This window comes from Pseudomonas sp. WS 5051 (genome assembly GCF_012985715.1).
Classification (GTDB): Bacteria; Pseudomonadota; Gammaproteobacteria; order Pseudomonadales; family Pseudomonadaceae; genus Aquipseudomonas; species Aquipseudomonas bubulae.
Genome location: NZ_JAAQWV010000004.1, coordinates 89,734 through 115,876, shown reverse-complemented (window position 1 = coordinate 115,876; position 26,143 = coordinate 89,734). Strand labels below are relative to the sequence as shown.

General features: G+C 59.0%; 24 protein-coding genes. 6 read left to right on the top strand and 18 right to left on the bottom strand.

Annotated features, from left to right (window positions below; genetic code table 11):
* The 16 genes from HBN79_RS07625 to HBN79_RS07550 form a co-directional block, all read right to left on the bottom strand.
* Nucleotides 1-1,119 carry an ATP-binding protein gene (locus tag HBN79_RS07625; RefSeq protein ID WP_169916502.1) on the bottom strand — a complete coding sequence of 373 codons (1,119 nt, stop codon included), beginning with the start codon at nt 1,117-1,119 and terminating at the stop codon, nt 1-3.
* Between the two features lie 277 nt (nt 1,120-1,396).
* Nucleotides 1,397-2,878 (bottom strand): sigma-54 dependent transcriptional regulator, encoded by a 1,482-nt coding sequence (locus HBN79_RS07620; protein ID WP_169916501.1) that lies wholly within the window; start codon nt 2,876-2,878, stop codon nt 1,397-1,399.
* A gap of 180 nt (nt 2,879-3,058) precedes the next feature.
* Nucleotides 3,059-3,352 (bottom strand): flagellar protein FliT, encoded by a 294-nt coding sequence (locus HBN79_RS07615; protein WP_095002618.1) that lies wholly within the window; start codon nt 3,350-3,352, stop codon nt 3,059-3,061.
* A 16-nt stretch (nt 3,353-3,368) separates the two neighbouring features.
* Entirely contained in the window at nt 3,369-3,758 is a 390-nt protein-coding gene (fliS, locus tag HBN79_RS07610) for a flagellar export chaperone FliS (RefSeq protein ID WP_095037449.1), read from the bottom strand.
* Nucleotides 3,759-3,855: 97 nt separating this feature from the next.
* Nucleotides 3,856-5,217 (bottom strand): flagellar filament capping protein FliD, encoded by a 1,362-nt coding sequence (gene fliD / locus HBN79_RS07605; protein WP_169916500.1) that lies wholly within the window; start codon nt 5,215-5,217, stop codon nt 3,856-3,858.
* A 97-nt stretch (nt 5,218-5,314) separates the two neighbouring features.
* A complete protein-coding gene (locus HBN79_RS07600; protein ID WP_169916499.1) occupies nt 5,315-5,665 on the bottom strand; it encodes a flagellar protein FlaG in 351 nt (116 codons plus the stop codon).
* Between the two features lie 73 nt (nt 5,666-5,738).
* The gene (locus HBN79_RS07595; RefSeq protein WP_169916498.1) at nt 5,739-7,466 is read right to left on the bottom strand and encodes a flagellin; all 1,728 of its coding nucleotides are present in this window, start codon (nt 7,464-7,466) and stop codon (nt 5,739-5,741) included.
* Between the two features lie 283 nt (nt 7,467-7,749).
* The gene (locus HBN79_RS07590; RefSeq protein WP_169916497.1) at nt 7,750-8,676 is read right to left on the bottom strand and encodes a ketoacyl-ACP synthase III; all 927 of its coding nucleotides are present in this window, start codon (nt 8,674-8,676) and stop codon (nt 7,750-7,752) included.
* 409 nt (nt 8,677-9,085) lie between these two features.
* Nucleotides 9,086-10,669 (bottom strand): flagellar hook-associated protein 3, encoded by a 1,584-nt coding sequence (locus tag HBN79_RS07585; RefSeq protein WP_169916496.1) that lies wholly within the window; start codon nt 10,667-10,669, stop codon nt 9,086-9,088.
* A gap of 14 nt (nt 10,670-10,683) precedes the next feature.
* Complete coding sequence (gene flgK / locus HBN79_RS07580; RefSeq protein WP_095021115.1) at nt 10,684-12,708, bottom strand: flagellar hook-associated protein FlgK; 2,025 nt, start codon at nt 12,706-12,708, stop codon at nt 10,684-10,686.
* 10 nt (nt 12,709-12,718) lie between these two features.
* On the bottom strand, nt 12,719-13,975 hold the full coding sequence (gene flgJ / locus HBN79_RS07575) for a flagellar assembly peptidoglycan hydrolase FlgJ (RefSeq protein ID WP_095021116.1): 1,257 nt from the start codon (nt 13,973-13,975) through the stop codon (nt 12,719-12,721).
* 10 nt (nt 13,976-13,985) lie between these two features.
* Nucleotides 13,986-15,095, bottom strand: a complete 1,110-nt coding sequence (locus HBN79_RS07570; RefSeq protein ID WP_095002626.1) for a flagellar basal body P-ring protein FlgI — start codon at nt 15,093-15,095, stop codon at nt 13,986-13,988.
* Between the two features lie 14 nt (nt 15,096-15,109).
* A complete protein-coding gene (flgH, locus tag HBN79_RS07565; RefSeq protein WP_095002627.1) occupies nt 15,110-15,805 on the bottom strand; it encodes a flagellar basal body L-ring protein FlgH in 696 nt (231 codons plus the stop codon).
* Between the two features lie 24 nt (nt 15,806-15,829).
* On the bottom strand, nt 15,830-16,615 hold the full coding sequence (gene flgG / locus HBN79_RS07560) for a flagellar basal-body rod protein FlgG (protein ID WP_095028755.1): 786 nt from the start codon (nt 16,613-16,615) through the stop codon (nt 15,830-15,832).
* 45 nt (nt 16,616-16,660) lie between these two features.
* On the bottom strand, nt 16,661-17,401 hold the full coding sequence (locus tag HBN79_RS07555; RefSeq protein ID WP_169916495.1) for a flagellar basal body rod protein FlgF: 741 nt from the start codon (nt 17,399-17,401) through the stop codon (nt 16,661-16,663).
* 296 nt (nt 17,402-17,697) lie between these two features.
* On the bottom strand, nt 17,698-19,263 hold the full coding sequence (locus tag HBN79_RS07550) for a sigma-54-dependent transcriptional regulator (RefSeq protein ID WP_169916494.1): 1,566 nt from the start codon (nt 19,261-19,263) through the stop codon (nt 17,698-17,700).
* A gap of 360 nt (nt 19,264-19,623) precedes the next feature.
* On the opposite strand from HBN79_RS07550, the gene phhA reads away from it, so the two are divergent.
* From phhA to HBN79_RS07525, 6 genes are all read left to right on the top strand, one after another.
* The gene (phhA, locus tag HBN79_RS07545) at nt 19,624-20,415 is read left to right on the top strand and encodes a phenylalanine 4-monooxygenase (protein ID WP_169916493.1); all 792 of its coding nucleotides are present in this window, start codon (nt 19,624-19,626) and stop codon (nt 20,413-20,415) included.
* Between the two features lie 43 nt (nt 20,416-20,458).
* Nucleotides 20,459-20,815 carry a 4a-hydroxytetrahydrobiopterin dehydratase gene (locus tag HBN79_RS07540; protein WP_016781595.1) on the top strand — a complete coding sequence of 119 codons (357 nt, stop codon included), beginning with the start codon at nt 20,459-20,461 and terminating at the stop codon, nt 20,813-20,815.
* The gene (locus HBN79_RS07535) at nt 20,815-22,011 is read left to right on the top strand and encodes an amino acid aminotransferase (RefSeq protein ID WP_169916492.1); all 1,197 of its coding nucleotides are present in this window, start codon (nt 20,815-20,817) and stop codon (nt 22,009-22,011) included. Before HBN79_RS07540 ends, HBN79_RS07535 begins: the two co-directional genes overlap by 1 nt.
* Nucleotides 22,012-22,290: 279 nt before the next feature.
* Nucleotides 22,291-22,422: a hypothetical protein gene (locus HBN79_RS23930; protein ID WP_016781597.1), complete on the top strand. Its 132-nt coding sequence runs from the start codon at nt 22,291-22,293 to the stop codon at nt 22,420-22,422.
* Between the two features lie 87 nt (nt 22,423-22,509).
* Nucleotides 22,510-22,686: a hypothetical protein gene (locus HBN79_RS07530; RefSeq protein WP_095002633.1), complete on the top strand. Its 177-nt coding sequence runs from the start codon at nt 22,510-22,512 to the stop codon at nt 22,684-22,686.
* A gap of 35 nt (nt 22,687-22,721) precedes the next feature.
* Nucleotides 22,722-23,909, top strand: a complete 1,188-nt coding sequence (locus HBN79_RS07525; RefSeq protein ID WP_169916491.1) for an MFS transporter — start codon at nt 22,722-22,724, stop codon at nt 23,907-23,909.
* Nucleotides 23,910-24,035: 126 nt separating this feature from the next.
* Here HBN79_RS07525 and arfB read toward each other — a convergent pair whose 3' ends face one another.
* Both arfB and HBN79_RS07515 read right to left on the bottom strand, forming a co-directional pair.
* A complete protein-coding gene (gene arfB / locus HBN79_RS07520; RefSeq protein ID WP_086799653.1) occupies nt 24,036-24,449 on the bottom strand; it encodes an alternative ribosome rescue aminoacyl-tRNA hydrolase ArfB in 414 nt (137 codons plus the stop codon).
* Nucleotides 24,450-24,539: 90 nt separating this feature from the next.
* Complete coding sequence (locus HBN79_RS07515) at nt 24,540-25,958, bottom strand: amino acid permease (protein ID WP_095002635.1); 1,419 nt, start codon at nt 25,956-25,958, stop codon at nt 24,540-24,542.
* Nucleotides 25,959-26,143 lie beyond the last annotated feature (185 nt).

The following is a 26,143-nucleotide window of genomic DNA, read 5'->3' as shown; positions in this document are numbered from 1 at the left end:
TCAGCTTGCCTCCGCGACAACGGGAATCAGCGGCAAGCTGAGCAAGGCACAGGTGCCACGGCCCCGCCGCGAACGTAATTGCAATTGCCCCTGGTGCGCACGCACCACGGCATTGACCACCGCCAGGCCCAGACCGGTACCGGTGGCCTTGGTGGTAAAAAACGGCTCGCCCAGGCGCGCCAGCACTTGCGGCTCAATGCCACTGCCGTTGTCGCTGACACACAACCTGAGGCTGTTATCGCGGCGATACAGATGCACCTTGAGTCGCACCTGCGGCGTGCCGGCCTGCAGGGCGTTTTCGATCAGGTTAAGCAGCGCACCGACCAGGGTGTCGCGATTGCACAGCAACTGGCCCGTGTAGGCATCGCACTGCCAGCGGATTGCCACGCCCTGGACATGGGTTTGCGCGGCGGCCTGCAGGGCTTGCATCAACACCTTGGGGGTGACCCGGTCGGCAAGTGGCAGCTCGCCACGAGCAAACACCAGCATGTCGCGCACCTGATGCTCCAGCTCGTGCAGGCGCTCCTTGAGGCGCCCGGCGAAGCGCTGCTGGGTTTCCATCGGCAGCTCTTGCTCGGTCAGATGACTGGCGTAGATCAGCGCGGCCGACAGCGGTGTACGAATCTGGTGGGCCAGGGAAGCGACCATTCGCCCCAGAGACGACAGGCGTTCATGGCGGGCGAGCTGGTCTTGCAGGCGCCGGGTTTCTGTCAGGTCATTGAGCAGTACCAGTTGCCCGGGCTCGGCGTCCAGCGAACGGGTGGCAATCGACAGGCGCCGACCGTCCTTGAGGGACACTTCATGGCCGTCGTCTTCCCGTGGTGCAAAGCAGCGGGCGATCACATGACGCCACAATTCGCCTTCCAGCGGCAGGCCCAACAACTCGCAGGCTGCGGGGTTGGCCTCGCGTACGCGGCCGCGGTCATCAATCACTATGACCCCGCCGGGCAGCAGATCAAGCAGGTGTTGCAGGCGATTGGCCAGCCGCTCTTTCTCTGCAAGCTCGGCCATGCGCTGCGCACTGACCACTGCCAGCTCGCCGGTCAGCTCCGAGACGCGGGCCTCAAGCAGAGTGTAGGGATCGGGGGCCGAAGACAACTGAACGGCGGCTTGAGGCATGGGGCGTACTCGCTTGGCTGACCGTCATAAAACGGTCCGTTAGACCAAGCGAAGCAATACCCGTGCCTGATAGGAGTGAATTATCGGGATACATCCAATGGACGCCCAACGACTGTAGCCGCTGAGGAGCGAAGCGAGGCTGCGACCGCCTGCGAAGCAGGCGTAAGACCGGATCACGGGTGTGTCAGGTTGACCTCGCGGGCAGGTTTGGCGACTGCTCCGCAGCCGGTCGCAGCCTTCGTTCCTCGTCAGCGGCTACAAAAGAGAGAGACACGCGTCAATCATCTGCCTGCTCTTCACCTTCGCGACGGCTCATGCCGTACTTGCGCATTTTTTCCACCAGGGTGGTACGACGAATCCGCAGACGCTCTGCCGCCCGCGCAACGATGCCGTTGGCGTCATCCAGTGCCTGCTGGATCAAACCCTGCTCCAGCCCGCCAAGGTAGTCCTTGAGGTCAAGACCTTCCGGCGGCAGCATCGCATTGGCGCTGGCCACAAAGTCCGTTGTGGCATTATTGATGGCCACGCGCTCTTCCATATCGCTGCGCAGGCTGTCGACCATCTGCCCGTCTTCGTCGTCCACATAGCGGAATTTTTTCGGCAGCTCAACGACGCCAATCACCCCGTACGGATGCATGATCGCCATGCGCTCCACCAGGTTGGCCAGTTCGCGAACGTTGCCCGGCCATGCATGACGGCACAACGACATGATGGCGGCAGAATTGAAGCGGATCGAACCGCGCTTTTCGTGCTCCATGCGCGAAATCAGCTCGTTCATCAGCAACGGAATATCTTCGACCCGCTCACGCAGCGGCGCCATTTCAATCGGGAACACGTTGAGGCGGTAGTACAAGTCTTCGCGGAAGGCGCCGACTTCAATCATGCTTTCGAGGTTTTTGTGGGTCGCGGCAATGATCCGCACATCGGCGCACTGGGTCTTGTTGCTGCCCACACGTTCAAAGGTCCGCTCCTGCAATACACGCAGCAGCTTGACCTGCATCGGCAGCGGCATATCGCCGATTTCGTCGAGGAACAGTGTACCGCCATTGGCCAGCTCAAAACGCCCGGCGCGGCTGGTGATGGCCCCGGTGAAGGCGCCCTTCTCATGACCAAACAGCTCGCTTTCCAAAAGCTCGGCAGGAATCGCCCCGCAGTTGACCGGCACAAACGGCGCGTCGCGACGCTTGGAGTGGTAATGCAGATTGCGCGCAACCACTTCCTTGCCGGTGCCGGACTCGCCGAGGATCAGCACGCTGGCATCGGTATCGGCCACTTGCTGCATCATCTGGCGCACATGCTGGATCGCCCGGCTGGTACCGACCAGGCTGCGAAACAGATTGGGCTCACGATGACGACCGCGCTCGCGGGCCTGGTCGTACATCTCGCGATAGACCTGGGCACGGTGCAGGGAATCAAGCAGCTTGCTGTAGCTGGGGGGCATTTCGAGGCTGGACAACACCCGGCGGCGCTGGTCTTCAGGCAAGTCGAGGGCAGAAACTTCACCTAAAAGCATGATCGGCAGGAACTCATCCCACGCGGCCAGTGTCTTAAGCAGTCCTGATAGGCCACCCGCAGTGCTCACGGTGCCCACAAGCACGCAGAGCACTTCACGACTGGACGGCAAGGCGCTGACAGCCTGCTCCCACTCGTGACTAGGGCTGGTCAAATTTTCTTCGCCAAGAAAATTCAGGATCACCGCCAGATCACGGCGGCGGACGCTATCGTCATCGATCAGCAGAATTTTGGTTTCACGCCACATGCAATAGCAACTTCCCTAGTCAACTCAATGCCCCGGATGGCAGGACATATGTAGACGTCCTAACCCTGTTGGATATCTAAGACGACTGAATACAGAATAACGTGCTAGTTAAGTCAAAAAACTGTGCCGAGTCAAATTTATGGCGGTTTAAAACGTAATTAACCACATATTCTTTAGGCCTTAACCGAATAGATGGTAAACCTTTGACGCATTTTTTGCTTGGTTGATCTGCCCCATCTGCTCAACCACCGCCTGACGCTCATCGGTCGCGGCCTCCAGCAACATGCGATACACCACCAACAACCCCTCCAGATTTTCGCGCAACACCGCCTCATCCAGGGGTGCTTCGTCCAGCACATTCTCGACACACACGCGGCAGGCCGAGTCCAGCTCGCCGATGGCATCCCAGTTGCGCTCGGCCAGGGCATCAATCAGCGCTTCGCGGGTTTCCTGAATACGTTGCAGTTGGCTCATGACGCACTCCTCTGGCTTATTGCGGGGCAATGGCATCCCAACCACTTTTTACAGTGATCAGCAGGCGCGCCACTTCATCGATGATTTCCGGGTCGTTCTTGGCATTGGCCTGGGTCAGGCGCACGGCCATGTACTCGTACAGGCTGTCCAGCTGCTCCAGCGCGGCCTTGTCGTCGGTCTTTTCTTCATCCAGGCCCTGACGCAGGCCGGTGATGATATCGATGGCCTTGGTGATCAACATGGCCTTCTGCGGGATATCACCACGGCTCATCGCGCCCTTGGCCTGGGCCATACGGTCCAGACCACCCTCCATCAGCATCTGAATCAGACGGTGGGGGCTGGCTTCGGAGATTTGAGCGTGGGAATTAACCTTCTGATACTGACGAAGGGCGCGCATCGGGTTCATGTTCTTACCTCGTAACAAATTGTCTGGGACTTAACCCTTATGTCGACTGTGGCGCTGAAAACTTTAGCCATGAAGCCGCGCCACACACTCTGAAAAATCAGCTGGACGACTTAGGGTTATTCAATGAATTAAGCGTGGTCATGATGCTTGAGCTGCTGGCGTTGATCTTCGCAATCAGGCCGTCCATCGCCGTATATTTGGCGGTCAGGGATGTCTTTAGCGAGTCCATTCGGCGATCCAGATCGCCCTGCTGAGTCGTCAGATCCGTCAGTTTGGTATTCAAGTCAGCCGCACGGGTTGTCAGCAGCCCGGCCGTCCCCACATAGCTGTCGGTGGCTTTGGTCATGCGCGAGATCAAACCGGTGTCACCGGCAAACACCTTGGCAATCTCGGTCGCACCGTTAGGCAGCGCTACGGCGGTGTTCCACTTGGTGTCGTCGAGGGTCAACAACCCGGTTTTCTGGTCTGTGCTGATGCCCATTTGCGCCAGGTTGCCGATGGAAGAGCCGCTGGTATTTTGCAGCAGCTCGCTGCGAATACCGTTGACCAACTGACGCATCGACGAGTCACCGGTCAGGGCGCCGGTGGTGGTGGTCGCCGCATCGCCGGTGGCGGTCACTTTGGTTTGCGTGTTGATACTGGTCATCAGCGCGTTGTAGGCACTGACAAACGACTGCACCGAGGTTTTCAGGGTCGTGGTGTTGGACGCCACGGTAATCGTGGACTCCTTGGTGTCCAGCAACTCAAGGCTCACGCCGCTGATGGCCGACGTCACCTTGTTGCTCGTCGACTCCATGGCAATGTTATCGATGGTGTATTCAGCATTGACTGGCGGTTTACCGGCGTCATAGCCCGTAGCCAGCTCTGAGTCACCGCTGATGGTGATGTCGGACCCTTTGCCGGTGGTCTGCGAACTGATCACCAGACGCGAGCCGTTGGCGTCCGTCAGGACGTTGGCGCTAAAGCCCTTGGATTGCAGCTGCGTGTTGATTGCATCGCGGGTCTGCTGCATGGTCGCGCCCGCCGGGATCTTCACGTCGTAGCTGCTATCCGACTGCGAGAGGGTCAGGGTTTGATCTTTTTCGCTGGCGTTAACAACGGCCGAGCTGCCTTCAAACACCTTGCTGGTGATTTTTGGCGCCGTAGCCAGTTGTGTGACTTTCAGCGCATAGGTACCGCTGGCGGCTTTGTCGCCGAGGGTGACCTTGGAAATTTTTTCATCGGATGACGTCGCCGCCAACCCGTTGAAACTGGAGACACTGTTGAGCTTGGCAATGGCTGTGCGGTAAGTCTCAAGTGAGGCTTTCACGGTGCCCACCGCTGACAATTGGGTCGTGGTGACGGTTTGCTGCTTGGTGATCTGGGCTTGCTTGGGTGCTTTTTCAGCATCGACCAAGGCTTTTACGATACCGACCGTATCGAACCCCGAACCCACACCTGTAATGGTTGAACTGGCCATCTTTATTCTCCTTATCCGGTGGCTGCCGCTTGGCTGGCGAACACTTTATTGACAAAGAATGCCGAAGCCACGGATAGCTTCACATTTCATGCCACCTTCAAGCGCTTGCGTTAAAAAGCAGGCTATTAGGGTCTGCCAGATTTTGCGCGAGCTTTAGAGCGACTTCTGAAGGCAACTGGCGAATCACTTCACCGCTGTGCGTGGCGATGACTTTGACCACCATGATGCCGGTGGTGTCATCAATCGAAAAATCCAGCTGGCGCTGGTTAGACTGCGCAAAGTCACGCAAATCACTGACTGCTTTCTCCAGCTCGACACGCCCAGTTGGCTTGCCGGGCAGCGCGATGTCATCTGCGTCAGCCTTGGGAGTTGCAACCGGTGCGGGCGCTGGGCTGGACGGCCCGACGGCGGCTGGGTAGGCGGCATTCAGTTTGATGCTCATGTCCATGTCATCACCTCACCTCTGAAAAAAACAAAAGGGCGCGTAAACGCGCCCTTCCGTTATCAACCGAGCGCTGAAATTACTGAAGCAGTTTCATCACAGCGGAAGGCAGCTGGTTCGCCTGAGACAGGATCGCAGTGGACGCCTGTTGCAGGGTTTGTTGCTTGGTCAGCTGAGCCGCTTCAGAAGCGAAGTCAGTGTCCTGAACACGACCCAGTGCAGCGGTGGAGTTCTCGGAGATGCTTTGCAGGTTGGCCACAGTGCTGTCGAAACGGTTTTGTACAGCACCCAAAGCCGAACGCTGGGTGTCGATCTGCTGAATCGCATCAGCCAGCGCCTGAACGGTACGCTGCGAATCAGCGGCGGTCAGAACACTCAGGCTGGCAACGCTGGTTTCAACAGTGGTTGCTTTCGCAGTGCCAGCATCAGAAACAGCTTTCAGACCCAGTGCTTTTAGGCCCGAACCTGCAGCGCCATCCTTGACAGTGATGTCTTTGTCAGAGAACAGCTTCAGCGTGCCGTCATCATTTTTGCTGGCCGTTACGCCAGTACTGGCGCTGTTGATCGATGAAACGATTACATCTGCGCTATCGCCCTTCTTGAACTTGACTTCAACGCCGTTCAGTTCAATCGAAGTATCAGCGGTCAATTTGGCTTGAGAAGAGCCTGCCGACAGACCCAACTGACCCAACGAGCCGCCTACGGTGTTTGCAAGTTTGATGTCCTTACCGTCGCTGGTAGTTAAAGATATGCGCCCATCTTTAAAAGCTGCTGTGGAGCCAGTACCGGCTGCACCCGTCAACTTAGTCAAAATTTCTGACACCTTTGCATCAGCGTCCCACGCTACATCTTTGCCATTAACAGTGATGCCACCGGCCCCACCTATTTTTGATGTAAGCGCTAGGTCTTTAGGAGAAGTAGTTGCAGCTGTTAAGCCAAGGTTTGTCAAGCCAGTGTTATCAGTAGGAGCTGCAGGAGGAACAGCCGCATCCTTTGATACACCAAGCTTAATATCGCCCTTCGACGACAAAGTCAGCTTTCCAGTCGCATCCGAAGTAGCAGTGACGCCGGTTTTAGCACTTTGCTCGTTGATAGCTTTCGCTGCAGCAGTACCCGCGGCTTCACCGGCTGTGGCAACTCCAAATGAAATCTCTACATCATTAATCTTGATCTTATCTGTAGCAGTAGTGGCAGTAGCAGCAGTACCTGTAACCTGTACGCCCAACGCCGTACCGGTAGTCGACGCACTCAAACCCGTCAAAGCGGTGCTGTTAGCGCTTGCTTCGCTGTAAGAACCCTTCAAAGCAGTAGCACTGATATCGCTCATGCCGAACGAAATGGTCTGGTTGGCATCAGCGCCGACCTGGAAAGACTGGTTAGTGAACGAACCGTCCAGGATGTTACGACCACCGTAGGTGGTGGTTTGAGCAATACGGGTCAGTTCACCGGTTTTTGCTGTGAATTCTTGTTGCAGTGACGCACGGTCAGCGTCGCTTTTGTCACCGTTCGCGGACTGCAGAGCCAGCTCACGCAAACGTTGCAGAATATTGGTCGATTCCTGCATCGCGCCTTCAGCGGTCTGAGCGATCGAGTTGCCGTTGTTGGCGTTGGCGATCGCTACGGTCATGCCTTTGGTCTGCGAAGTCAGACGGTTGGCCATTTGCAGGCCAGCCGCGTCGTCTTTGGCGCTGTTGATTTTCAGGCCGGAAGACAAACGGGTCATCGAGGTGCTAAGCGCATCACCGGCTTTGTTCAGGTTTTTCTGAACGGTCAGGGACGTGACGTTAGTGTTTACTGATAAAGCCATGACGAAATCCTCATTGGATGAATACTGCGGCTTCCGGCCCTGGCAACCGCCGGGTGTGGCCTAGAGAACCTTCGTAATGGTTATCGTCGTGAATGTCGGTTGCTTGAGGGTTATTTTGATTTTTTTTGCTGCCCCAACACAATTCCCCTGTATTTCAGGAGGTTGTGGAAGGGGCAAAGCTTCCAGTTGCAAGCTTCAAGCCACAAGATAAAAAGCAAAAACGCCCATGGCTTGCAGGCCATGGGCGCTTCATCTTGCAGCTAAAAAACTTGCCGCTTGCCGCTTATTTCCTATAGATAATCGCCGAGCCCCACGACAGGCCCACGCCAAAACCGCTCAGTGCAACGCGCTTCCAGGTGGCGTTCATCACGTGCTTTTCCAGCAGCAGCGGAATGCTCGACGACACGGTGTTGCCGGTCTCGACCATATCCTTGATAAATTTCTCCGGCTCGCCTTCAAAACGGCGGGCCACGGCATCAACGATGGCCGCACTGCCCTGGTGGATGCAGAACGCGTCGATGTCCTTGGAGGTCAGCTCCGACTCTTCCAGCAGCTCGTTCAAGTGCGCAGGCACTTTAAGCAGGGCAAAGTTGAAGACCTGACGGCCGTTCATAAAGAACACGCCATCACTGACTTTCAGATGGGGCGCACCCGAGCCGTCAGTGCCGAACTTGGCCTTGCCCAGCTGCCAGGGAGCGTCTTCGCCCATCCAGGTGGCGGTGGCCGCGTCACCAAAGAGCATGGTGGTGTTGCGGTCTTCCGGGTCGACGATTTTCGAATAGGGGTCTGCGGTGATCAGCAGGCCGTTTTTCAGACCCGTGGCTTCCATAAAGCCTTTCATCGCGTAGATGCCGTAGACATAACCCGAGCACCCCAGGGAGATATCAAAGGCGGCAACATGGGTCGGCAGGCCGAGCTTGTCCTGGACGATGGCCGCCGTGTGCGGCAGGCCTTCGGCGTCGCCGTTCTGGGTGACGACGATCAGCGCGTCGATGGATTCGCGCTTGAGTTGCGGGTTGTTGGCGAACAGCGCGTTGACCGCTTCGACACACAGATCCGAGGTTTCCTGGTCGGCGTCTTTGCGCGGCAGAAAGGCCGAACCGATCTTGCCCAGAATGAATTCTTCGTCTTTGGAGAACTTCGCGCCTTGCGCGTAGTTGTCTACACCGCTTGCTGGCACGTAACTGGCGATGCTTTTAATGCCAATCATTGTGGCTTCCCAATACTAAATAGCTGGAGATCACCCGCTCGCATAATCGAGGGGCGCTGACAATAAAGGGGCTTTTTCGCGCAGGAATGCGGCGAATATGGGTGCATAAAAATAAACAAAACAGCCTGAAAAAGGCCCGGCACCCGCCCGTACGTTTCATACGATACAGTGAAGATGCCCGTTATGACTCATAGGTCACGCTATTTTGTGCGGTTTTATACAAAAGGTTTCAAGAAAGACGAGGACTGATCTGTAGCCGCTGAGGAGCGAAGCGAGGCTGCGATCGAGGACGCAGTCCTCGCAAAATCGGCCATCACCGGGTTTCTGAAACACCGAGCCGGATGGTTTTGCGGCCGCTTCGCAGCCGATCGCAGCCTCGCTTCGCTCCTCAGCGGCTACAAAGTCAGTATCACAGCTGGTTAAACAGACTCAGCTGGGAGATTTTCACGAATGCCAGTTGCGAGGCTTCGAGCATGGCTTTCTGGAACGCCAGTTCGATGGACGCCCCCGCCATGTCGGTGTTGCCGATCGCCGCCGTGGTGGAGTCGTTGGCCAGGCCCAGGCTGATATTTTCATCCGCCTGAATATCCACCGCCTTGAGCCGCGCACCAATCGAGCCGCGGGCGCTGTCGACGCCGGCACTGGCGTTTTTCAGGTTGCCGATCGCGGAGTTGATCGCGTCCTTTTGCGTTTGCTGGGCCAGCGGGTCTTTGTCGCTTGGGATTTCCAGCGCCTTGCGCAACTGGCTGATGGTGTCCAGCGCGTTCTGGCTCTGGTGGTTATTGCGGTTGACGACAAACTGGTCGCCCGCTTCAGGGGTGCCAGAAAACTTGAAATCGACCCCCAGCGCGCCGCTGGCAACATCGCCCTTGGCAATCGATTTGCTGTCGGCGGTCAACGGTTGGGCATAAACTTCGTACTCGGTGGCACTGGTGAATTTAATCACCGCGCCATTGCTCGGGAAACTGTCGCCGTAGACGCCGGCATCGGTCACTGTCGACTCGGTGAGCTGTGCAGTCGAGCTGTTGCCCGGTGTGCGCGAAGCGTTGAACGAGTCCGCCTTGGCCTCAAGCGTAAAGCTGCGCCCCGCCACCAACGCATCCCGCTCAGCGGCAGGAACGTCCTTGAGGTTGGGGGTGATATCAAAGGATACGCCATGCAGGCTGATGCTCTGCGAGCCTTCCTTGGTCGGGTCGAATACGCCATTTCCCGGAATTTGCGAGGTAATGTCCTCGTCATCCGGGCTTTTAGTCAGTTTGAACTGGGTGCTGCTGATAAACGTCAGTTTGTACGGCTGACCTTCGGCGAAACTCTTGTTGAACACCGCGCTTGAAGTAACCAGACCGGCAGACACCGAGAGCTTGCCGTCATTGACGGTCGGCTCGCCATTGGCATCCACGCCAGGCACAAAAGTCGCCTGGGTACGGCCGGTATTGGTCGCGCCTTCCATGATGCTTCTGGCCGTGTCGCTGCTGGCCAGGGTCAGGGTGTCGGAAACCTTCAGGTTGAGTTGGGTGTCGTCGCCCTGATAGCTGTAGGTGCCATCATTGTTGCGGGTGTAAGGCGGGGTGTCGGTTTTTGAACCCGAGAACATGTAGTTGCCCGCGGCGTCCTTGCTGTTGAGCAGGCTGAACACCTGCTCTTCAATACTGCCCAGTTCGTTGGCAATGGCCAGGCGATCGGCATCACTTTTACCGCTGCCTGCACCCAGGGCCAGCTCACTGGCCTTTTGCAATGAGTTGTTGATGCTGTCGAGCACCGCTTCCTGGGCACCCAACGATGCCTTGATGCTGTTCATATTGGTGCTGTACTGGCCCAGCATGTCTTTTTGCTGCTGCAATTGCAGCAGGCGCGCCGCACCGACCGGGTCATCGGCGGCGGTCTGGATGCGCACGCCGGAGTCGATCTGGCCCTGGGTTTTGATCACCGACGAGAAGTTATTCTGGTAGGTGGCACTGGTCGATTCAAAAAACTGCGAAGTTGAAATACGCATCGTCGCGGGCTCCCTTAAAGACTGTTGATCAGCGTGCTGAAGGTTGCTTGCGCCGCTTTGATGATCTGCGACGAGGCGGTGTAGTACTGCTGGAACTTGACCAGGTTGGAAGCTTCTTCGTCCAGGTTGACCTGGGACACCGAGTTGCGCACCTCTTTGGCGTAGGCCAAAGCCGCGCCATTGGCGGTGCCGTCGACCGCCGCCTGGCTGGCTTTACCGCCCACCTTGGACACCAACTGACTGTAGGAAGTAGCCATGCTGACGCCGCCAGTGCCGTCCTTGCCTACGCCCACTGTGGCCTTGGTTTGCAGGCCCAGCAGTTCGTTCGCGTTGCGGTTGTCGGCCTTGCCGTCCTTGTTGAACTTGATATCGAAGCTGTCGCCCTTGCCCGGCGAACCGCTGATCACCGTGTCGAACCCCACGTTTGTGGTGGTGCCATCAGCGTTGGTGACGGGGACGCTGATCGTGACCTTGTTGTCCTGGCCCGGCACGATGCTGCCCTTGCCGATTTCCTTGCCGGCCTCGTTCAGTACCCGGTAGCTCTGGGTGCCATCCGCGCTGGCTTCGTCAAAGGCAATGCGCACCGGCATGGCGCCTTCAATATCGCTTTGCGCTTTGCCCAGATTGACGCCGCCGTAGATATCCAGCGCTGACGACAGATTGAGGCTACCCACTGCACCCGTACCGGTATTGGAGCTGCCCGGGCCAGCCACCAGCGGCCCGGCAAATGCCAATTTATTGGCATCGCTCATTTGCACGCCGATATTGCCTGCACCACTGCGGGTGGGGCTGACCTTGAACGCGTCGCCAGCGGTCATCGGGCCGCCCTTGAGATCCAGGGTGAAACCGTCAATGACCTTGGCCGGGGTGTCCGTGGTAGCGAACGCCCCCATATCGGTGCCGTCGGAGCGCTTGACCGAGTACTCGGTGGCGCTGGTGAACGTGACCTGATAGTCGTAGGCGGTCAGCGCGCCGCTGTCAGCGATGCTGACATTGAAGTTGCCTGCGCCAATATTTCCGGTCGCCGCCTGGCTGCGCTGGCTGATGGCCGTGGCACTGTTGATGCTGTTGAACAACGACGAGCCGAACTCGCCATTGGCATCCAGGCCCTGGCCCAGCTGCTGGTTGATCGCATCGGCGACCACAATGGCTGTACGGCCCAAATCGTTCATCGCCGGGGCCAGCACATCGTCGCGGTAACGCAGCAGGCCGCCGATCTTGCCGCCACTGATCACCGAGGTCACATCCGAACTCGATTGCTGGAAGTTGACCTGGATGCTGTATTGGCTTTTATCGACCTTGCCCGGCACCGCCGAAATCGTGTTCGAGGTGCTGCCCTGCACCAGCGATTGGCCGGTACCCAGGGTAATGTCGTAGACGTTGTCGTGCTCCTGAACCGTCACCCCGACCAGCTCGTTGAGGCTGCGCACGGCTTCGTTACGCGCATCCAGCAGGTTGTTCGGCGTATTGCCAGCCGTGGTGGCCTGGGCGATCTGCTTGTTCAGCGAAGCAATGGTGGCCGTGTGCTGGTTGACCATCGAAGTCAGGGTGTCCAGCTGGCTGTTGATGCCTTCGTTCTGCTGGTTGAGCTGGGTCGAAATCGAGTTGAAGCGGTTGCTCAGGGTTTGCGCACTGGTCAGCAACAACTGCCGCGCGGACACATCACCGGGCGCCGCGGCGGCAGTTTGCAATGAGCTGAAAAAGCTGCTCAGGGCTGCCGATACGCCCGTGTTTTTATCCGACAGCAGTTTGTCGACCGTGCCGATCTGGTCGAGATAAGCCTGGGCATCGCCATTGAGCGAGGTGGTGGTTTGCAACTGGGCGTCGAGGTAGGAGTTGTACACGCGGCGCACGTCGGCCAGGGTGGTGCCGGTGCCGATAAACACCCCGCCCACCTGTTGCGACGCGGCGCTGCCCTGGACGATCTGCTGACGCGAATAGCCCGAGGTATTGGCGTTGGCAATGTTGTTGCCGACTGTCGCCAATGCGCCCTGACTGGCGTTGAGCCCCGACATCCCGATGTTGATCAAACTCGCCATGGTTCAAACCTTATAAATTCGTGAGAGAACCCGTCGAGGCGTAGCTCTGGTAGGTTTTCATTTGCTTGGCTATCTGCGAAATCTTGCTCGCGTACTCAGGGTCGGTCGCATAACCGGCCTTCTGCAATTCGCGTACAAACTGCTCCGGTTTATCGGCCGCATTGAGCACTTCTTTATAACGATTGTTGCTCTGCAACAGCGTCACCAGATCATGGAAGCTGTCCTGATAGGAATCGTAGGAACGGAATTCCGCTGTCTCCTTGACCATCTGCCCGCCCCTGAACTCGCTGGTGATGGCCCGCGCCTGGGCGCCCTGCCAACTGCCGGTGGCCTTGATGCCGAACAGGTTGTGACTGCTGCTGCCATCTTGCTGGCGCATCACCGACTTGCCCCAGCCGGTTTCCAGTGCGGCTTGCGCCACCAGGTACAGCGGGTCGACGCCGATGCGGTCGGCGGCCTGTTGCGCCATCGGCAACATGGTGGCGACAAACGCATCCGGCGACTCGAAGGCCTGTTTGGCCGGGGCCAGCGGCGGCTGCGCCACGGCACGACCGTAAACCTGCATGCGCCCTTGCACGCCACTGGCACTGAGCATCGGCTGGCGGCTGCCCTTGAGCACGGCATCCAGCCCCGGCGAAGTGCGCCCCGGCACGGCGGCGGTATTGAGCGTGGAACGCGCCGGATCGGCCGATGGCACGATCCCGGCCAGCAAGCGGTCAGTAAGCTTGCTCGGCAACGCCAGACGGCGCTGATTGAGCAGGGCCATGTCATTCTGATGGCCGCCGCCAGCTGCCTGCGGCGTAATGGCGACCCGCGAAGCCCACAATGGACGCTGACCACTGGAGCGCACAAAAGGGCTGTCGACGGTGGTGGCGGCCGGGGCTTTGGCTTCGGCAGTCAGCGCCGTGGTCGCCGCAGCCTCCCCCGGCACCGCAGCTTTGTTTTTCGACATCTGGCGCATCAACACATCGGCCAGGCCGATACCACCGCCCTGCCGGGACAGGGTCACGGACAATTGCTGGTCGTACATTTCCTGATACTGCTTGGCCGCCGGGGTGTTGAGCGGGTTGTCCTTGCCCAGCACTTCGTTGGCCGAGCGCATCGACTTGAGCATCTCGTTGAGGAACAGCGACTCGAATTCCTGGGCAACTTTGCGCATATTGCCGTCGCTTTCGCGGTCGCCGACTTTCAGATTGTTCAGCCGATTCAGGTCGGTGAACGCCCCGGAATCGCTGCCACTGACTACGCCACTCTTACGCATATCCATGACGTCGGCCTCAGATCACGATCAGGTCGGCTTGCAGCGCGCCGGCCTGTTTCAGCGCTTCGAGAATCGCCATCAAGTCCCCTGGCGCTGCGCCGACCTGGTTTACCGCCCGCACGATTTCGTCGAGGGTGGTGCCCGGGCCGAACTTGAACATCGGCTTGGCTTCCTGCTGGGCATTCAGTCGCGAACGCGGCACCACGGCGGTCTCGCCGTTGGACAGCGGGCCGGGCTGGCTGACAATCGGGTCTTCGGTGATGGTCACGGTCAGGCTACCGTGGGTCACTGCGGCGGGCGAAACCTTGACGTTCTGGCCAATCACGATGGTGCCGGTGCGCGAGTTGATGATGACCTTGGCCACCGCCTGCCCCGGATCGACTTCGAGGTTTTCCAGGATCGACAGATAGTCGACCCGCTGGCTCGGGTCCAGCGGCGCCGTAACCCGCACCGAGCCGCCATCGATGGCCTGCGCCACACCTGGGCCGAGCAGGTCATTGATCTTGTCGACGATACGCTTGGCGGTGGTGAAGTCCGAGCGGTTGAGGTTCAGGGTCAGGCTGTTGCCCTGGTTGAAACCGCTGGGTACAGCCCGCTCAACCGATGCACCACCCGGAATACGCCCGGCCGACGGCACGTTGACGGTGATTTTCGAGCCGTCGCGGCCTTCGGCATCGAAACCGCCGACCACCAGATTGCCCTGGGCCACCGCATACACATTGCCATCAATGCCTTTAAGCGGTGTCAGCAGCAGCGTACCGCCGCGCAGGCTTTTGGAGTTGCCGATGGAGGAAACGGTGATATCGATCACCTGCCCCGGCTTGGCGAATGCCGGCAAATCGGCGCTGATGGACACCGCCGCAACGTTTTTCAGCTGCACATTGCCCGAACCCGGCGGCACCTTGATGCCAAACTGCGACAGCATGTTATTGAACGTCTGCAGGGTAAACGGGGTTTGTGTGGTCTGGTCACCCGTACCATTCAAGCCCACCACCAGGCCATAACCAATCAATTGGTTGGAACGCACGCCGGAAATGCTGGCGATGTCTTTCAACCGCTCGGCGTGGGCGCCCAGGGAGGTCGACAACAGCAACACGGCTGCCAGCAGATGCTTGAGGTTGGGCATGGTGAGCTTCATCACTAAAAGGGAAACAGCGGGCTAAGGAAGAAACGGTCAAACCAGCCCGGCTGGCTCGCATCGGCAAAAGAACCGGTGCCCGAGTAGGTGATGCGCGCATCGGCCACACGGGTCGAAGACACAGTGTTGTCAGTGGCAATGTCATCGGCCCGTACCAGGCCGGCAATGCGTACCAGCTCGTCGCCGGTGTTAAGGGTCATCCACTTTTCACCGCGCACGGCGATGATGCCGTTGGGCAGCACGTCGGCCACGGTCACGGTGATCGAGCCGGTCAGGCTGTTGCCCTGCCCGGCCTTGCTGTCGCCCTTGGTGGCACGGCTGCCGCTGTAACCGGCATTGAGGCTCAGGTCACCCCCGCCCAGCGGGTTGTTGGTGGTCAGGCCGCTGCCGAACAACGAGGTCAGGCCGATGCTGGTGTTGCTGTTTTTACCGATCGCCGAGTTGGCGTTTTTACTCGCCTGGGTCTTCTCATTAAGGGTAATGGTAATGATGTCGCCGATGCGGTACGCCTTGCGGTCGCTGTACAGGTTCTGCTCGAAACCGGCCTGGTAAATCGAGCCGTTGTTGGCGGCAGCCGGCAGCGGCGTACGCGGCAGCACAGGTGCGTAGTACGGGTCGTTGGCCCGCGGTGGCGGGCTGACGCAGCCGGCCAGCAAGGTGATGGCGCCCAGTGCCAGAACAGAAAACAAGCGCTTCATGAGCTCTCCCGCTATTTCACGTAATTACAGGTTTTGCGTGACGAACGACAACATCTGGTCAGCGGTCGAGATCACTTTGGAGTTCATCTCGTAGGCGCGCTGGGTGGTGATCATATTGACCATTTCTTCCACGGTGCTGACGTTCGAGGTCTCGAGCATGCTTTGCATGGTCAGGCCAAAGCCGTTCAGGCCCGGGGTGCCGATTTGCGGCGCACCGCTGGAGGCGGTTTCCAGGAACAGGTTGCCGCCCTGGGACTGCAAGCCGGCCGGGTTGATAAAGTCGGCGGTCTGCACGTTGCCGATCACTTGCGCCGCCGGGTTGCCGGAAATGGTCACCGATACGGTGCCGTCCTGGCCGACGGTGAAGGTCTGGGCATCGGCCGGCACCACAATCGCCGGTTCCAGGGCAAAGCCGCTGGCGGTGACGATCTGGCCGTTGGAGTCCAGGTGGAAAGTACCGTCACGGGTGTAGGCCGTTGTTCCGTCGGGCTGCATGATCTGGAAAAAACCGCGGCCGTTGATGGCCATATCCAGCGGCTGCTCGGTGGTTTGCAGGCTACCGGCAGTGAAATTCTTTTGCGTGCCGACAATACGTACCCCGGTACCCACTTGCAGGCCCGATGGCAGTTCGCTGTCCTGGGTGGACTGAGCACCCGGCTGGCGTTTGATCTGGTAGAGCAAGTCCTGGAACTCGGCGCGATCACGTTTGAAGCCGGTGGTCGAGACGTTGGCCAGGTTGTTGGAAATGGTGGTCAGGTTGGTGTCTTGTGCAGCCAAACCCGTTTTTGCAACCCACAGTGCCGGAAGCATGGAGCTCTCCTCGCGCGCCGGTTTTTCGGCGCCGCGTTCAAGTAATTAGCTGATGGACAGGACGCGAGTCATGGCCTGGTCGTCTTCTTTGGCGGTGTTCATCATTTTGATATGCAGCTCGAACTGCTTGGACAGAGCCAGCACCGAGGTCATTTCATCCACGGCATTGACGTTGCTCGCCTCCAGAAAACCCGAGGTCACCCGCACATTGGCATCGGCCGGGGCCGGCTGGCCGTCATTGGTGTGGATCAGGCCGTCGAGGCCCTTGCTCATGGTTTTCAAGTCCGGCTGGACCAGCTTGATCCGGTCCACTTGCGCCATCACCCGCGGGCCTTCGCCCTGGGCGCGGATGCTGATGGTGCCGTCCTGGCCGACTTCGATCTGCTGCTGGGGCGGCACCGCGATCGGTCCGCCATTGCCCATGATCGGCATGCCGTTGCCGGCACGCAGGATGCCCAGGGCATCCACGTTCATGCTGGCGGTGCGCACATAGGCCTCACTGCCGTCGGGGGCCTGTACCGCCAGCCAGCCGTCACCGGACACGGCCACATCGAGGTCACGACCGGTCTCCACCAGCGCACCGGGGGTGAAGTCGGTAGCCGGGCGCTCGGTCAGGGCAAAGGCACGCGCCGGAAAGCTGTCACCGAACACCGGCATCGAGCGGGCCTGTTCCAGGTCACGCTGAAAACCGTTGGTCGAGATGTTCGCCAGATTGTTGGCATGGGCCTTTTGCGCCAGTGCGTTCTGACTGGCGCCGGTCATTGCCACATATAGGTACTTGTCCACAGTCTTTCCTCTGTCTGACGGACGCTTGCCGCCCACCGCTGTACTGAAGAGGTCATTGCAATTTGCGCACCAACTTTATTTTGACGCGCTGCGGCGAGGGTTTGCGCAGGGATGGGGGCAAGATTAGGTGCGAGGAGACGGCGGGGTTCTGCCGGTTGCGGCAAGGGGTGGCCTGGCGAGTCACGTCAATCTTGTGGGAGCGGGCTTGCTCGCGATTCTGGCGGCGCGATATGTCTGGCACACCGCAGCGATATCATCGCGAGCAAGCCCGCTCCCACAGATCAGCACTTACAGGCTTAAGCGTCCTTGCCCGGCTTGATAATGTCGTGCTCGCGCAGTTTGTTGGCGATGGTGGTATGGGACACCCCCAATCGCTTGCCCAGCAATCGGCTACTTGGATGCTCCGAATACAGCTGTTCCAATACTGCCTTTTCGAACCGCCCGACAATCTGCTCCAGCCCGCCTTCCAGCGAGAACTCGCCCAGGGGCTGACGCACGCCGTAATCCGGCAAACGAATATGCTCAGCTTTGACCACCCCGCCATCACACAGCGAAACCGCCTGAAACAGCACGTTCTCCAACTGGCGCACGTTGCCCGGCCAGTGGTAGTGGCGCAACCGGTCCATCGCCGCCGGCGCCAGGCGCGGCAGCGAACAACCAATCTGGCGGCTGGCCTGATCGAGGAAATGCTCCACCAGCGGCTCCAGCCCGTCCAGGCAATCGCGCAGCGGCGGAATATGCAACGACAGCACGTTGAGCCGGTGATACAGGTCCTGGCGAAACTCGCCACGGGCGCACAGCTCGGACAGGTCGACCTGGGTGGCGCACATCACCCGCACATCGAGATAAACCTCTTCATCACTGCCGACCCGGCGAAAGCAACCATCCTGCAAGAAGCGCAGCAATTTGACCTGCAAGCGCGGGCTCATTTCACCCACACCATCAAGAAACAGCGTACCGCCAGCAGTCAGTTCCAGCAGGCCCAGCTTTCCTTCCGCCCGCGCCCCTTCAAACGCACCGGGGCCGTAGCCGAACAACTCGGTTTCAGCCATCGATTCTGGCAGGCCTGCGCAGTTCAGCGCCATCAATGGCGACTGGCCACGAGGGCTGGCCAGATGGCAGGCCCGGGCCAGCAGCTCCTTGCCGGTGCCGGTTTCACCTTCTATTAATAGCGGCGCATCCAGCGGTGCCATGCGCCGGGCTTCGCGCACCACAGCGGCCATGACTTTCGAGCTTTGGAAAATACTGTCGAAACCGCGCAGCTCCTGCTTGCGCACATTGTAGATCTGCTCGCCCACACGGTCGGCGCGGTGCAGGGTCAGCACGGCTCCGGCCATCGCCTCGCTTTCATCGTGCTCGAGTTGCAGCGGGGCGATATCCGCCAGGTAGACCAAACCCTTGATCTTGACCCGCAGGCCATTGATGCGCGACTTGTTGGCCCGCACCAGCTCGGGCAGGTCAAAGTCTTCGGCATAACGGGACAGGGAAATGCCTGGCACCTCATCCACCCGCACCCCGAGCAACTGCGCGGCGGCACGGTTGGCCGCGACGATGCAACCGCCCATATCGATGGACAGCACCGGAAACTCCAACGCCCCTAGCAAGGCGTTAAGCTCCATATGCCGGCGCTCGCTGGGCATCAGGCCTACGCGCTTGACACCAAACACCCCGGCAATGGTTTCAAATTTCGGACGCAAGGCCTGGAACTGCAGGTTAATCAGATTGGGGCAGTACAGATAAATCGCATTGCCCTGATCCCCCCCCACCTCGCCGCGCTTAACGTTGATGCCGTAGGCCACCAGCAGGTTGAGGATGTCGCGAAGGATGCCAATCCGGTTTTGGCAGTGGACTTTGATACGCATGGGGATTGCTCGGAAATGGCAAAGAGTGAAGATCAAATGTGGGAGCGGGCTTGCTCGCGATGCAGGCGGTGCGATTTGTCTGATACACCGCGGCGAGACAATCGCGAGCAAGCCCGCTCCCACAGGTGAAGTGTTTTTGTCCACAAAGGCATTTCATCGTCACGATTTTGTGACAGTTGTGCTGTCGCGCACTCAAGAATGACAGCCCGCCTCTCACGTCGTAACGAATACTTTACGAATAAGCGCCATCATCCCAGCATTACCGGCTTTAGGCTAGCTGCACAGCACAATCACTTGGGGTATCACTAAGGCATCGCAACAACACCGAACAATAAAAACGATTTCCTTGCGGAGAGCCCCATGAAGCAAACGAAATACGTCGCCCGTGAGCCTGATGCCAATGGCTTTATCGACTACACACCTGCCGAGCACGGGGTGTGGAACACGCTGATTACCCGTCAGCTGAAACTGCTGGAAGGCCGCGCCTGCCCCAAGTACATGCAAGGCATCGAAAAGCTGGGCCTGCCCCACGACCGCATCCCGCAACTCGACGAGATCAATCAGGTACTGGGCGCTACCACGGGCTGGCAAGTTGCCCGGGTACCCGCACTGATCCCCTTCCAGACCTTCTTCGAGTTGCTGGCCAACAAGCAGTTTCCGGTGGCCACCTTTATTCGCACCCCCGAAGAACTTGATTACCTGCAAGAGCCGGATATTTTTCACGAAATCTTCGGCCACTGCCCGCTGCTGACCAACCCGTGGTTCGCCGAATTCACCCACACCTACGGCAAGCTGGGCCTGCAGGCGAGCAAAGAACAACGGGTGTATCTGGCACGTCTGTACTGGATGACCATCGAGTTCGGCCTGGTCGACACGCCGGAAGGCAAACGCATTTACGGTGGCGGGATTCTGTCGTCGCCCAAAGAAACGGTTTACAGCCTGTCTTCAGAACCGGAACATCAGGCTTTCGATCCGCTGGAAGCCATGCGTACGCCGTATCGCATCGATATTTTGCAGCCGCTGTATTTTGTCCTGCCGGACTTGAAGCGACTGTTTGACCTGGCCCATGAAGACATCATGGGTATGGTCGAAAAAGGCATGACAATGGGCCTGCACGCGCCGAAGTTCACGCCCAAGCCGAAAGCGGCTTAACCCTTTTTTAGTCATCTATAAAAACTGATTTCAGGAATCCACCATGAACGCACTGAACCAAGCCCACTGCGAAGCCTGCCGCGCCGATGCCCCACAGGTCAGCGACGAAGAACTGCCGATCCTGATCAAACAGATCCCGGACTGGAACATCGAAGTTCGCGACGGCATCATGCAGCTGGAAAAGGTCTTTCTGTTCAAGAACTTCAAATTCGCCCTGGCGTTTACCAATGCCGTGGGTGAAATCGCCGAAGCCGAAGGCCATCACCCGGGCCTGCTGACCGAATGGGGCTCGGTCACCGTGACCTGGTGGAGCCACTCGATCAAGGGCCTGCACCGCAACGACTTCATCATGGCCGCGCGCACTGATGAAGTCGCCAAAACTGCCGAAGGTCGCAAGTAATGCACTTTGCCGATATTGGTCGGGTACCGGGCGACCCGATTCTCGGTTTGATGGACGCCTATCAGCAGGATACCAATCCGGACAAGTTCGACCTGGGCGTGGGCGTCTATAAAGACGCCAATGGCCTGACGCCGATCCTGCATTCGGTAAAGTTGGCCGAGCAGCGCCTGGTCGATCAGCAACAGACCAAAACCTATATTGGCGGTCATGGTGACAGCCGATTCGGACAACTGATCAGCGAACTGGTGCTGGGCGAAGACTCACCCCTGCTGGCCAGCAAGCGTGCTGCAGCGACCCAGACCCCGGGCGGTACCGGGGCCTTGCGCCTGAGCGCCGATTTTATCGCGCAATGCTTGCCGGGCCGTGGCATCTGGCTGAGCGATCCAACCTGGCCGATCCACGAAACCATCTTTGCCGCCGCCGGGTTGAAGATCAGTCACTACCCCTATGTGGGCAGCGACAACAAGCTCAATGTAGCGGCCATGCTCGAAGCGCTGGAGCACGCCCCCAAGGGTGATGTGGTGCTGCTGCACGCCTGCTGCCACAACCCGACCGGCTTTGACCTGTCCCAGGCGGACTGGCTGCAGGTGCTGGACGTGGTACGCCGTCGCGAACTGCTGCCATTGATCGACTTTGCCTACCAGGGTTTTGGCGACGGACTGCAGGAAGACGCCTGGTCGACCCGACTGTTCACCCGTGAACTGCCGGAAGTGCTGATCACCAGCTCGTGCTCGAAGAACTTCGGCCTGTATCGCGAACGGGTCGGTGCATTGATTGTGTGTGCCAATGACGCTGAAAAGCTGACCGACATCCGCAGCCAGCTGGCCTATATTGCGCGCAACCTGTGGTCCAACCCGCCGGATCACGGCGCAGCGGTGGTGGCGACCATCCTCGGCGATGCCCAGCTGAAAACCCTGTGGGCCGACGAAGTAGAAGCCATGCGCAACCGTATCGCGCAATTGCGCAGCGGTCTGGTAGAAGCGTTGACGCCGTTCGGTCTGGCGGAACACTTTGCCCATATCAATGAGCAACGCGGGATGTTTTCGTACACCGGCCTGACCCAAGAGCAAGTCCGCTTATTGCGCGAGAAACACAGCGTATACATGGTCGGCTCGGGGCGCGCCAATATGGCCGGGGTCGACGGCACGCGCCTGAACCTGCTGGCCAAGGCCATAGCGCAGGTGTGTACGCACTAAAACTGTAGCCGCTGACGAGCGCAGCGAGGCTGCGTTCGAGCGCGAAGCGGTCGTGAATCCGGTAGCCGCGGTGTGTCTGAATAATCGGCTTGCCCGGTTTACGACTGCTGCGCTGCCGATCGCAGCCTCGCTGCGCTCGACAGCGGCTACAGGCGTTTTGCGCCATCACATGAAAAGTTCGCTACAAATGCCCCCAGACGCAATAAAAAGACAAATTGTCACACTCCCTCCTGTATCCTTAGCAAGCTACTTAAAACACACCTTACGAGGAGCGCGACGATGCACGAGATCCCAAACCTCCCCTTCCCAAGCCTGCACGAAACCGAGCAGCCAACCCCGCAACACACCAGTGGCGAAAACCCCGCACTGGACGAGGCTTCTGAAAGCCTGCAGGCCGACAGCGAAGACTGACGGCGCACAATCAGACGGTGCGAAAAGCATTCAGTTTTTCACACCGTCTGACACAATTGCTCCACCCCCCCTATTCCGGATTCAAGCGTGACTGACACTTTCAGCGACACCCAGGCCAGCGTGCTGATCGGCACCGCCGAGAAAATGATCGACCTCTGGGAGCGCCTCAGCCCCGAGAAGCAAGCGCTCCTGCTCAAGCGCTTCGGTACCCAGGAAAATGCCCTAGCCGCTTTAATCGCGACACAACTGGTTACGCCACTATAATCTGCACCAACCGCTCCCCGCAGGACCCCTACCCCATGCCTGAAACACAGCGCCCCATGGCAATCACGCTGCAAGTGGTTTCCATCGTCCTGTTTACCTTTATCGGCTATCTGAACATCGGTATTCCACTGGCCGTACTGCCGGGTTACGTGCACAACCATCTCGGTTACGGCACTGTGATCGCCGGGCTGGTAATCAGCGTGCAATATCTGGCCACACTATTGAGTCGTCCGTACGCCAGTCGCTATATCGATACCCGGGGCAGCAAGCGCGCCGTGATGATTGGCCTGGCCGGCTGCGGCCTGAGCGGCGTATTTATGCTGATTTCCAGCTGGCTGACGAGCATGCCGGCCTGGAGCCTTGCCAGCCTGTTGATCGGCAGGCTGGTGCTGGGCAGCGCGGAAAGCCTGGTGGGTTCCGGTTCCATCGGCTGGGGCATTGGCCGGGTCGGCGCGCAGAACACGGCCAAGGTGATTTCCTGGAATGGCATCGCCAGCTACGGCGCCATTGCCATTGGTGCACCTTTGGGCGTGGTCATGGTCGGCCACCTGGGCATGTGGAGCCTGGGAGCAAGCATTATTGCCCTGGGAGCACTGGGCGTACTGCTGGCCTGGCCAAAACTGGCGGCCCCCATTGTCAGCGGCGTACGCCTGCCGTTTCTGCATGTACTGGGGCGAGTGTTGCCCCACGGCACCGGACTGGCCCTGGGCTCAATCGGCTTTGGCACCATCGCCACCTTTATCACCTTGTATTACGCGACCAACCACTGGGAAAACGCAGCGCTGTGCCTGAGCCTGTTTGGCGCCAGCTTTATCAGTGCGCGTTTGCTGTTTGGCAACCTGATCAACCGTATCGGCGGTTTTCGCGTGGCGATTGCCTGCCTGAGCGTCGAGACGCTGGGCTTGCTGCTGTTGTGGCTGGCACCCAACCCGGAGTTGGCCCTGGCGGGCGCGGCCTTGAGCGGCTTTGGCTTTTCGCTGGTGTTCCCGGCGCTGGGGGTTGAGGCGGTCAACCTGGTGCCGGCCTCCAGCCGGGGGGCTGCGGTGGGTGCGTATTCGCTGTTTATCGACCTGTCGCTGGGCATCACCGGGCCGCTGGTGGGTGCCGTGGCGGCAGGGTTCGGCTTTGCTTCGATCTTTCTGTTTGCGGCGCTGGCGGCGCTAGGCGGGTTGATGCTGAGTGTTTATCTGTATCGCCAGGCGCAGAACGCAAGAGCGTCCTAGCTCGCGCTCAGGGTGATTAAACCTGTGGGAGCGGGCTTGCCCGCGATGTAGACGGAGTGGTGTGCCAGGTAAAGCACGGTGATGCCATCGCGGGCAAGCCCGCTCCCACAGGACTGCTGCTGCCCTCTAGAAATCCACCCTGCCCCGCCCCGCCTTGATGTTGCCGCGCTTGGTCTTGGATTCCAGCCGACGTTTTTTTGAGCCCAGGGTCGGCTTGGTCGGGCGGCGCTTTTTCTCCACCTTGGTGGCGCTGACGATCAACTCCGCCAGACGCTCCAGCGCATCAGCCCGATTCTGCTCCTGGGTGCGGTATTGCTGGGCTTTGATAATCAGCACGCCATCACTGGTGATGCGGCTGTCACGCAGCGCCAGCAGCCGCTCCTTGTAAAAATCCGGCAACGACGAATTGGGAATATCAAAGCGCAGGTGCATGGCGCTCGAAACCTTGTTGACGTTCTGCCCGCCCGCACCCTGGGCGCGAATGGCCGTCAGTTCGATCTCGGCATCAGGGATATGCACGTTGTTGGAAATCACCAGCATCAAAAAAGGGTCCGTGTTCAGAGCATCAAGGATACCCCACAAACAACAAACCCGGCGCAATGGCCGGGTTTGCAGGGTTAAACACAGCGTTTATTTGGCAGAGCTGTAAGCCGCTGCCTGCGCCTGTACAGCGCGCTTGTTCTTGATCACGAAGCACAGCCACATAAAGGCCACCCACACCGGAATCGCGTACACCGACACGCGAATCCCCGGGATCAACAGCATGATCACCAGGATAAACGCTACAAACGCCAGGCAGATGTAGTTGCCGTACGGATACCACAGCGCCTTGAACAGCGGGACTTGGGCGGTCTTGTCCATATGCTGGCGGAACTTGAAGTGCGAGTAGCTGATCATCGCCCAGTTGATCACCAGGGTCGCCACTACCAGGGACATCAGCAGTTCCAGCGCATCATGGGGCATCAGGTAGTTGAGCAGTACTGCAATGACCGTCACCGCCGCCGAGGCCAGGATCGAGTTGACCGGCACGCCGCGCTTGTCGATTTTGGCCAGCACTTTCGGCGCATCGCCCTGCTGCGCCATACCAAGCAACATGCGGCTGTTGCAGTAGGTGCCGCTGTTGTACACCGACAATGCTGCGGTCAAGACCACGAAGTTGAGGATGTGCGCAGCGGTGTTGCTGCCCAGCATCGAGAACACTTGCACGAACGGGCTGCTGCTGTAGCTGTCGCCACCGGCATTCAGGGTTTCAAGCAGCGAGTCCCACGGAGTCAGCGACAGCAGAACTACCAGGGCACCGATATAGAAAATCAGGATGCGGTAGATCACCTGGTTGATCGCTTTCGGGATCACGGTGCGTGGTTTGTCGGCTTCAGCTGCGGTGAAACCGAGCATTTCCAGGCCGCCGAAGGAAAACATGATAAAGGCCATGGCCATGATCAGGCCGGTCGTCCCGTTCGGGAAGAAACCACCGTGTTCCCACAGGTTGCTGACCGAAGCCTGAGGACCGCCACTGCCGCTGACCAGCAGGTAGCTGCCCAGGGCGATCATGCCGACAATTGCCACGACCTTGATGATCGCGAACCAGAACTCGGCTTCGCCAAACACTTTGACGTTGGTCAGGTTGATCAGGTTGATCAGCACGAAGAAGGCCGCTGCCGAGGCCCAGGTGGGGATCTCCGGCCACCAGTAGTGCACATATTTGCCGACGGCGGTCAGCTCCGACATGCCCACCAGAATGTACAGCACCCAGCAGTTCCAGCCCGACATAAAGCCGGCGAAACCGCCCCAGTATTTATGGGCAAAGTGGCTGAAAGAACCGGCAACCGGCTCTTCGACGATCATTTCACCGAGCTGGCGCATGATCATGAACGCGATAAAGCCGCAGATCGCATAGCCCAGAATCATCGATGGACCGGCCGACTTGAGCACCCCGGCCGAACCGAGAAACAGGCCAGTACCAATCGCGCCACCGAGGGCTATCAGCTGGATATGACGATTTTTCAGGCCGCGTTTAAGCTCGCCCGAATGCGAGGTATTTCCACTCATTGCAAAGGTCCCACACAAGGTTTGATGTGATTCAGTGCGTTGTAACTTGAGCACCAGAGGCAGTGATCGAAGGGTCTACAACACAAATCAAACCCCAGCGCAGGCGCCAGGAATCCAAGGTTGTTTCACGAGTCATGCGTCACCTGTTTGTTTTTATCTGTGACGGAATCAAACCCACAACGCTT

Bases quoted from the DNA above. Each gene is read 5' to 3' on its own strand.
- HBN79_RS07540 (WP_016781595.1), top strand. From the start codon at position 20,459: ATGAACGCACTGAACCAAGCCCACTGCGAAGCCTGCCGCGCCGATGCC.
- HBN79_RS07620 (WP_169916501.1), bottom strand. From the start codon at position 2,878: ATGTGGCGTGAAACCAAAATTCTGCTGATCGATGACGATAGCGTCCGC.
- HBN79_RS07625 (WP_169916502.1), bottom strand. From the start codon at position 1,119: ATGCCTCAAGCCGCCGTTCAGTTGTCTTCGGCCCCCGATCCCTACACT.
- HBN79_RS07515 (WP_095002635.1), bottom strand. From the start codon at position 25,958: ATGAGTGGAAATACCTCGCATTCGGGCGAGCTTAAACGCGGCCTGAAA.
- HBN79_RS07525 (WP_169916491.1), top strand. From the start codon at position 22,722: ATGCCTGAAACACAGCGCCCCATGGCAATCACGCTGCAAGTGGTTTCC.
- fliS (WP_095037449.1), bottom strand. From the start codon at position 3,758: ATGAACCCGATGCGCGCCCTTCGTCAGTATCAGAAGGTTAATTCCCAC.
- HBN79_RS07550 (WP_169916494.1), bottom strand. From the start codon at position 19,263: ATGCGTATCAAAGTCCACTGCCAAAACCGGATTGGCATCCTTCGCGAC.
- HBN79_RS07570 (WP_095002626.1), bottom strand. From the start codon at position 15,095: ATGCCCAACCTCAAGCATCTGCTGGCAGCCGTGTTGCTGTTGTCGACC.
- arfB (WP_086799653.1), bottom strand. From the start codon at position 24,449: ATGCTGGTGATTTCCAACAACGTGCATATCCCTGATGCCGAGATCGAA.
- flgH (WP_095002627.1), bottom strand. From the start codon at position 15,805: ATGAAGCGCTTGTTTTCTGTTCTGGCACTGGGCGCCATCACCTTGCTG.
- HBN79_RS07595 (WP_169916498.1), bottom strand. From the start codon at position 7,466: ATGGCTTTATCAGTAAACACTAACGTCACGTCCCTGACCGTTCAGAAA.
- flgK (WP_095021115.1), bottom strand. From the start codon at position 12,708: ATGGCGAGTTTGATCAACATCGGGATGTCGGGGCTCAACGCCAGTCAG.
- phhA (WP_169916493.1), top strand. From the start codon at position 19,624: ATGAAGCAAACGAAATACGTCGCCCGTGAGCCTGATGCCAATGGCTTT.
- HBN79_RS07615 (WP_095002618.1), bottom strand. From the start codon at position 3,352: ATGAGCCAACTGCAACGTATTCAGGAAACCCGCGAAGCGCTGATTGAT.
- HBN79_RS07585 (WP_169916496.1), bottom strand. From the start codon at position 10,669: ATGCGTATTTCAACTTCGCAGTTTTTTGAATCGACCAGTGCCACCTAC.
- HBN79_RS07600 (WP_169916499.1), bottom strand. From the start codon at position 5,665: ATGGACATGAGCATCAAACTGAATGCCGCCTACCCAGCCGCCGTCGGG.
- HBN79_RS07590 (WP_169916497.1), bottom strand. From the start codon at position 8,676: ATGATTGGCATTAAAAGCATCGCCAGTTACGTGCCAGCAAGCGGTGTA.
- flgG (WP_095028755.1), bottom strand. From the start codon at position 16,615: ATGCTTCCGGCACTGTGGGTTGCAAAAACGGGTTTGGCTGCACAAGAC.
- HBN79_RS07535 (WP_169916492.1), top strand. From the start codon at position 20,815: ATGCACTTTGCCGATATTGGTCGGGTACCGGGCGACCCGATTCTCGGT.
- fliD (WP_169916500.1), bottom strand. From the start codon at position 5,217: ATGGCCAGTTCAACCATTACAGGTGTGGGTTCGGGGTTCGATACGGTC.
- HBN79_RS23930 (WP_016781597.1), top strand. From the start codon at position 22,291: ATGCACGAGATCCCAAACCTCCCCTTCCCAAGCCTGCACGAAACCGAG.
- flgJ (WP_095021116.1), bottom strand. From the start codon at position 13,975: ATGGATATGCGTAAGAGTGGCGTAGTCAGTGGCAGCGATTCCGGGGCG.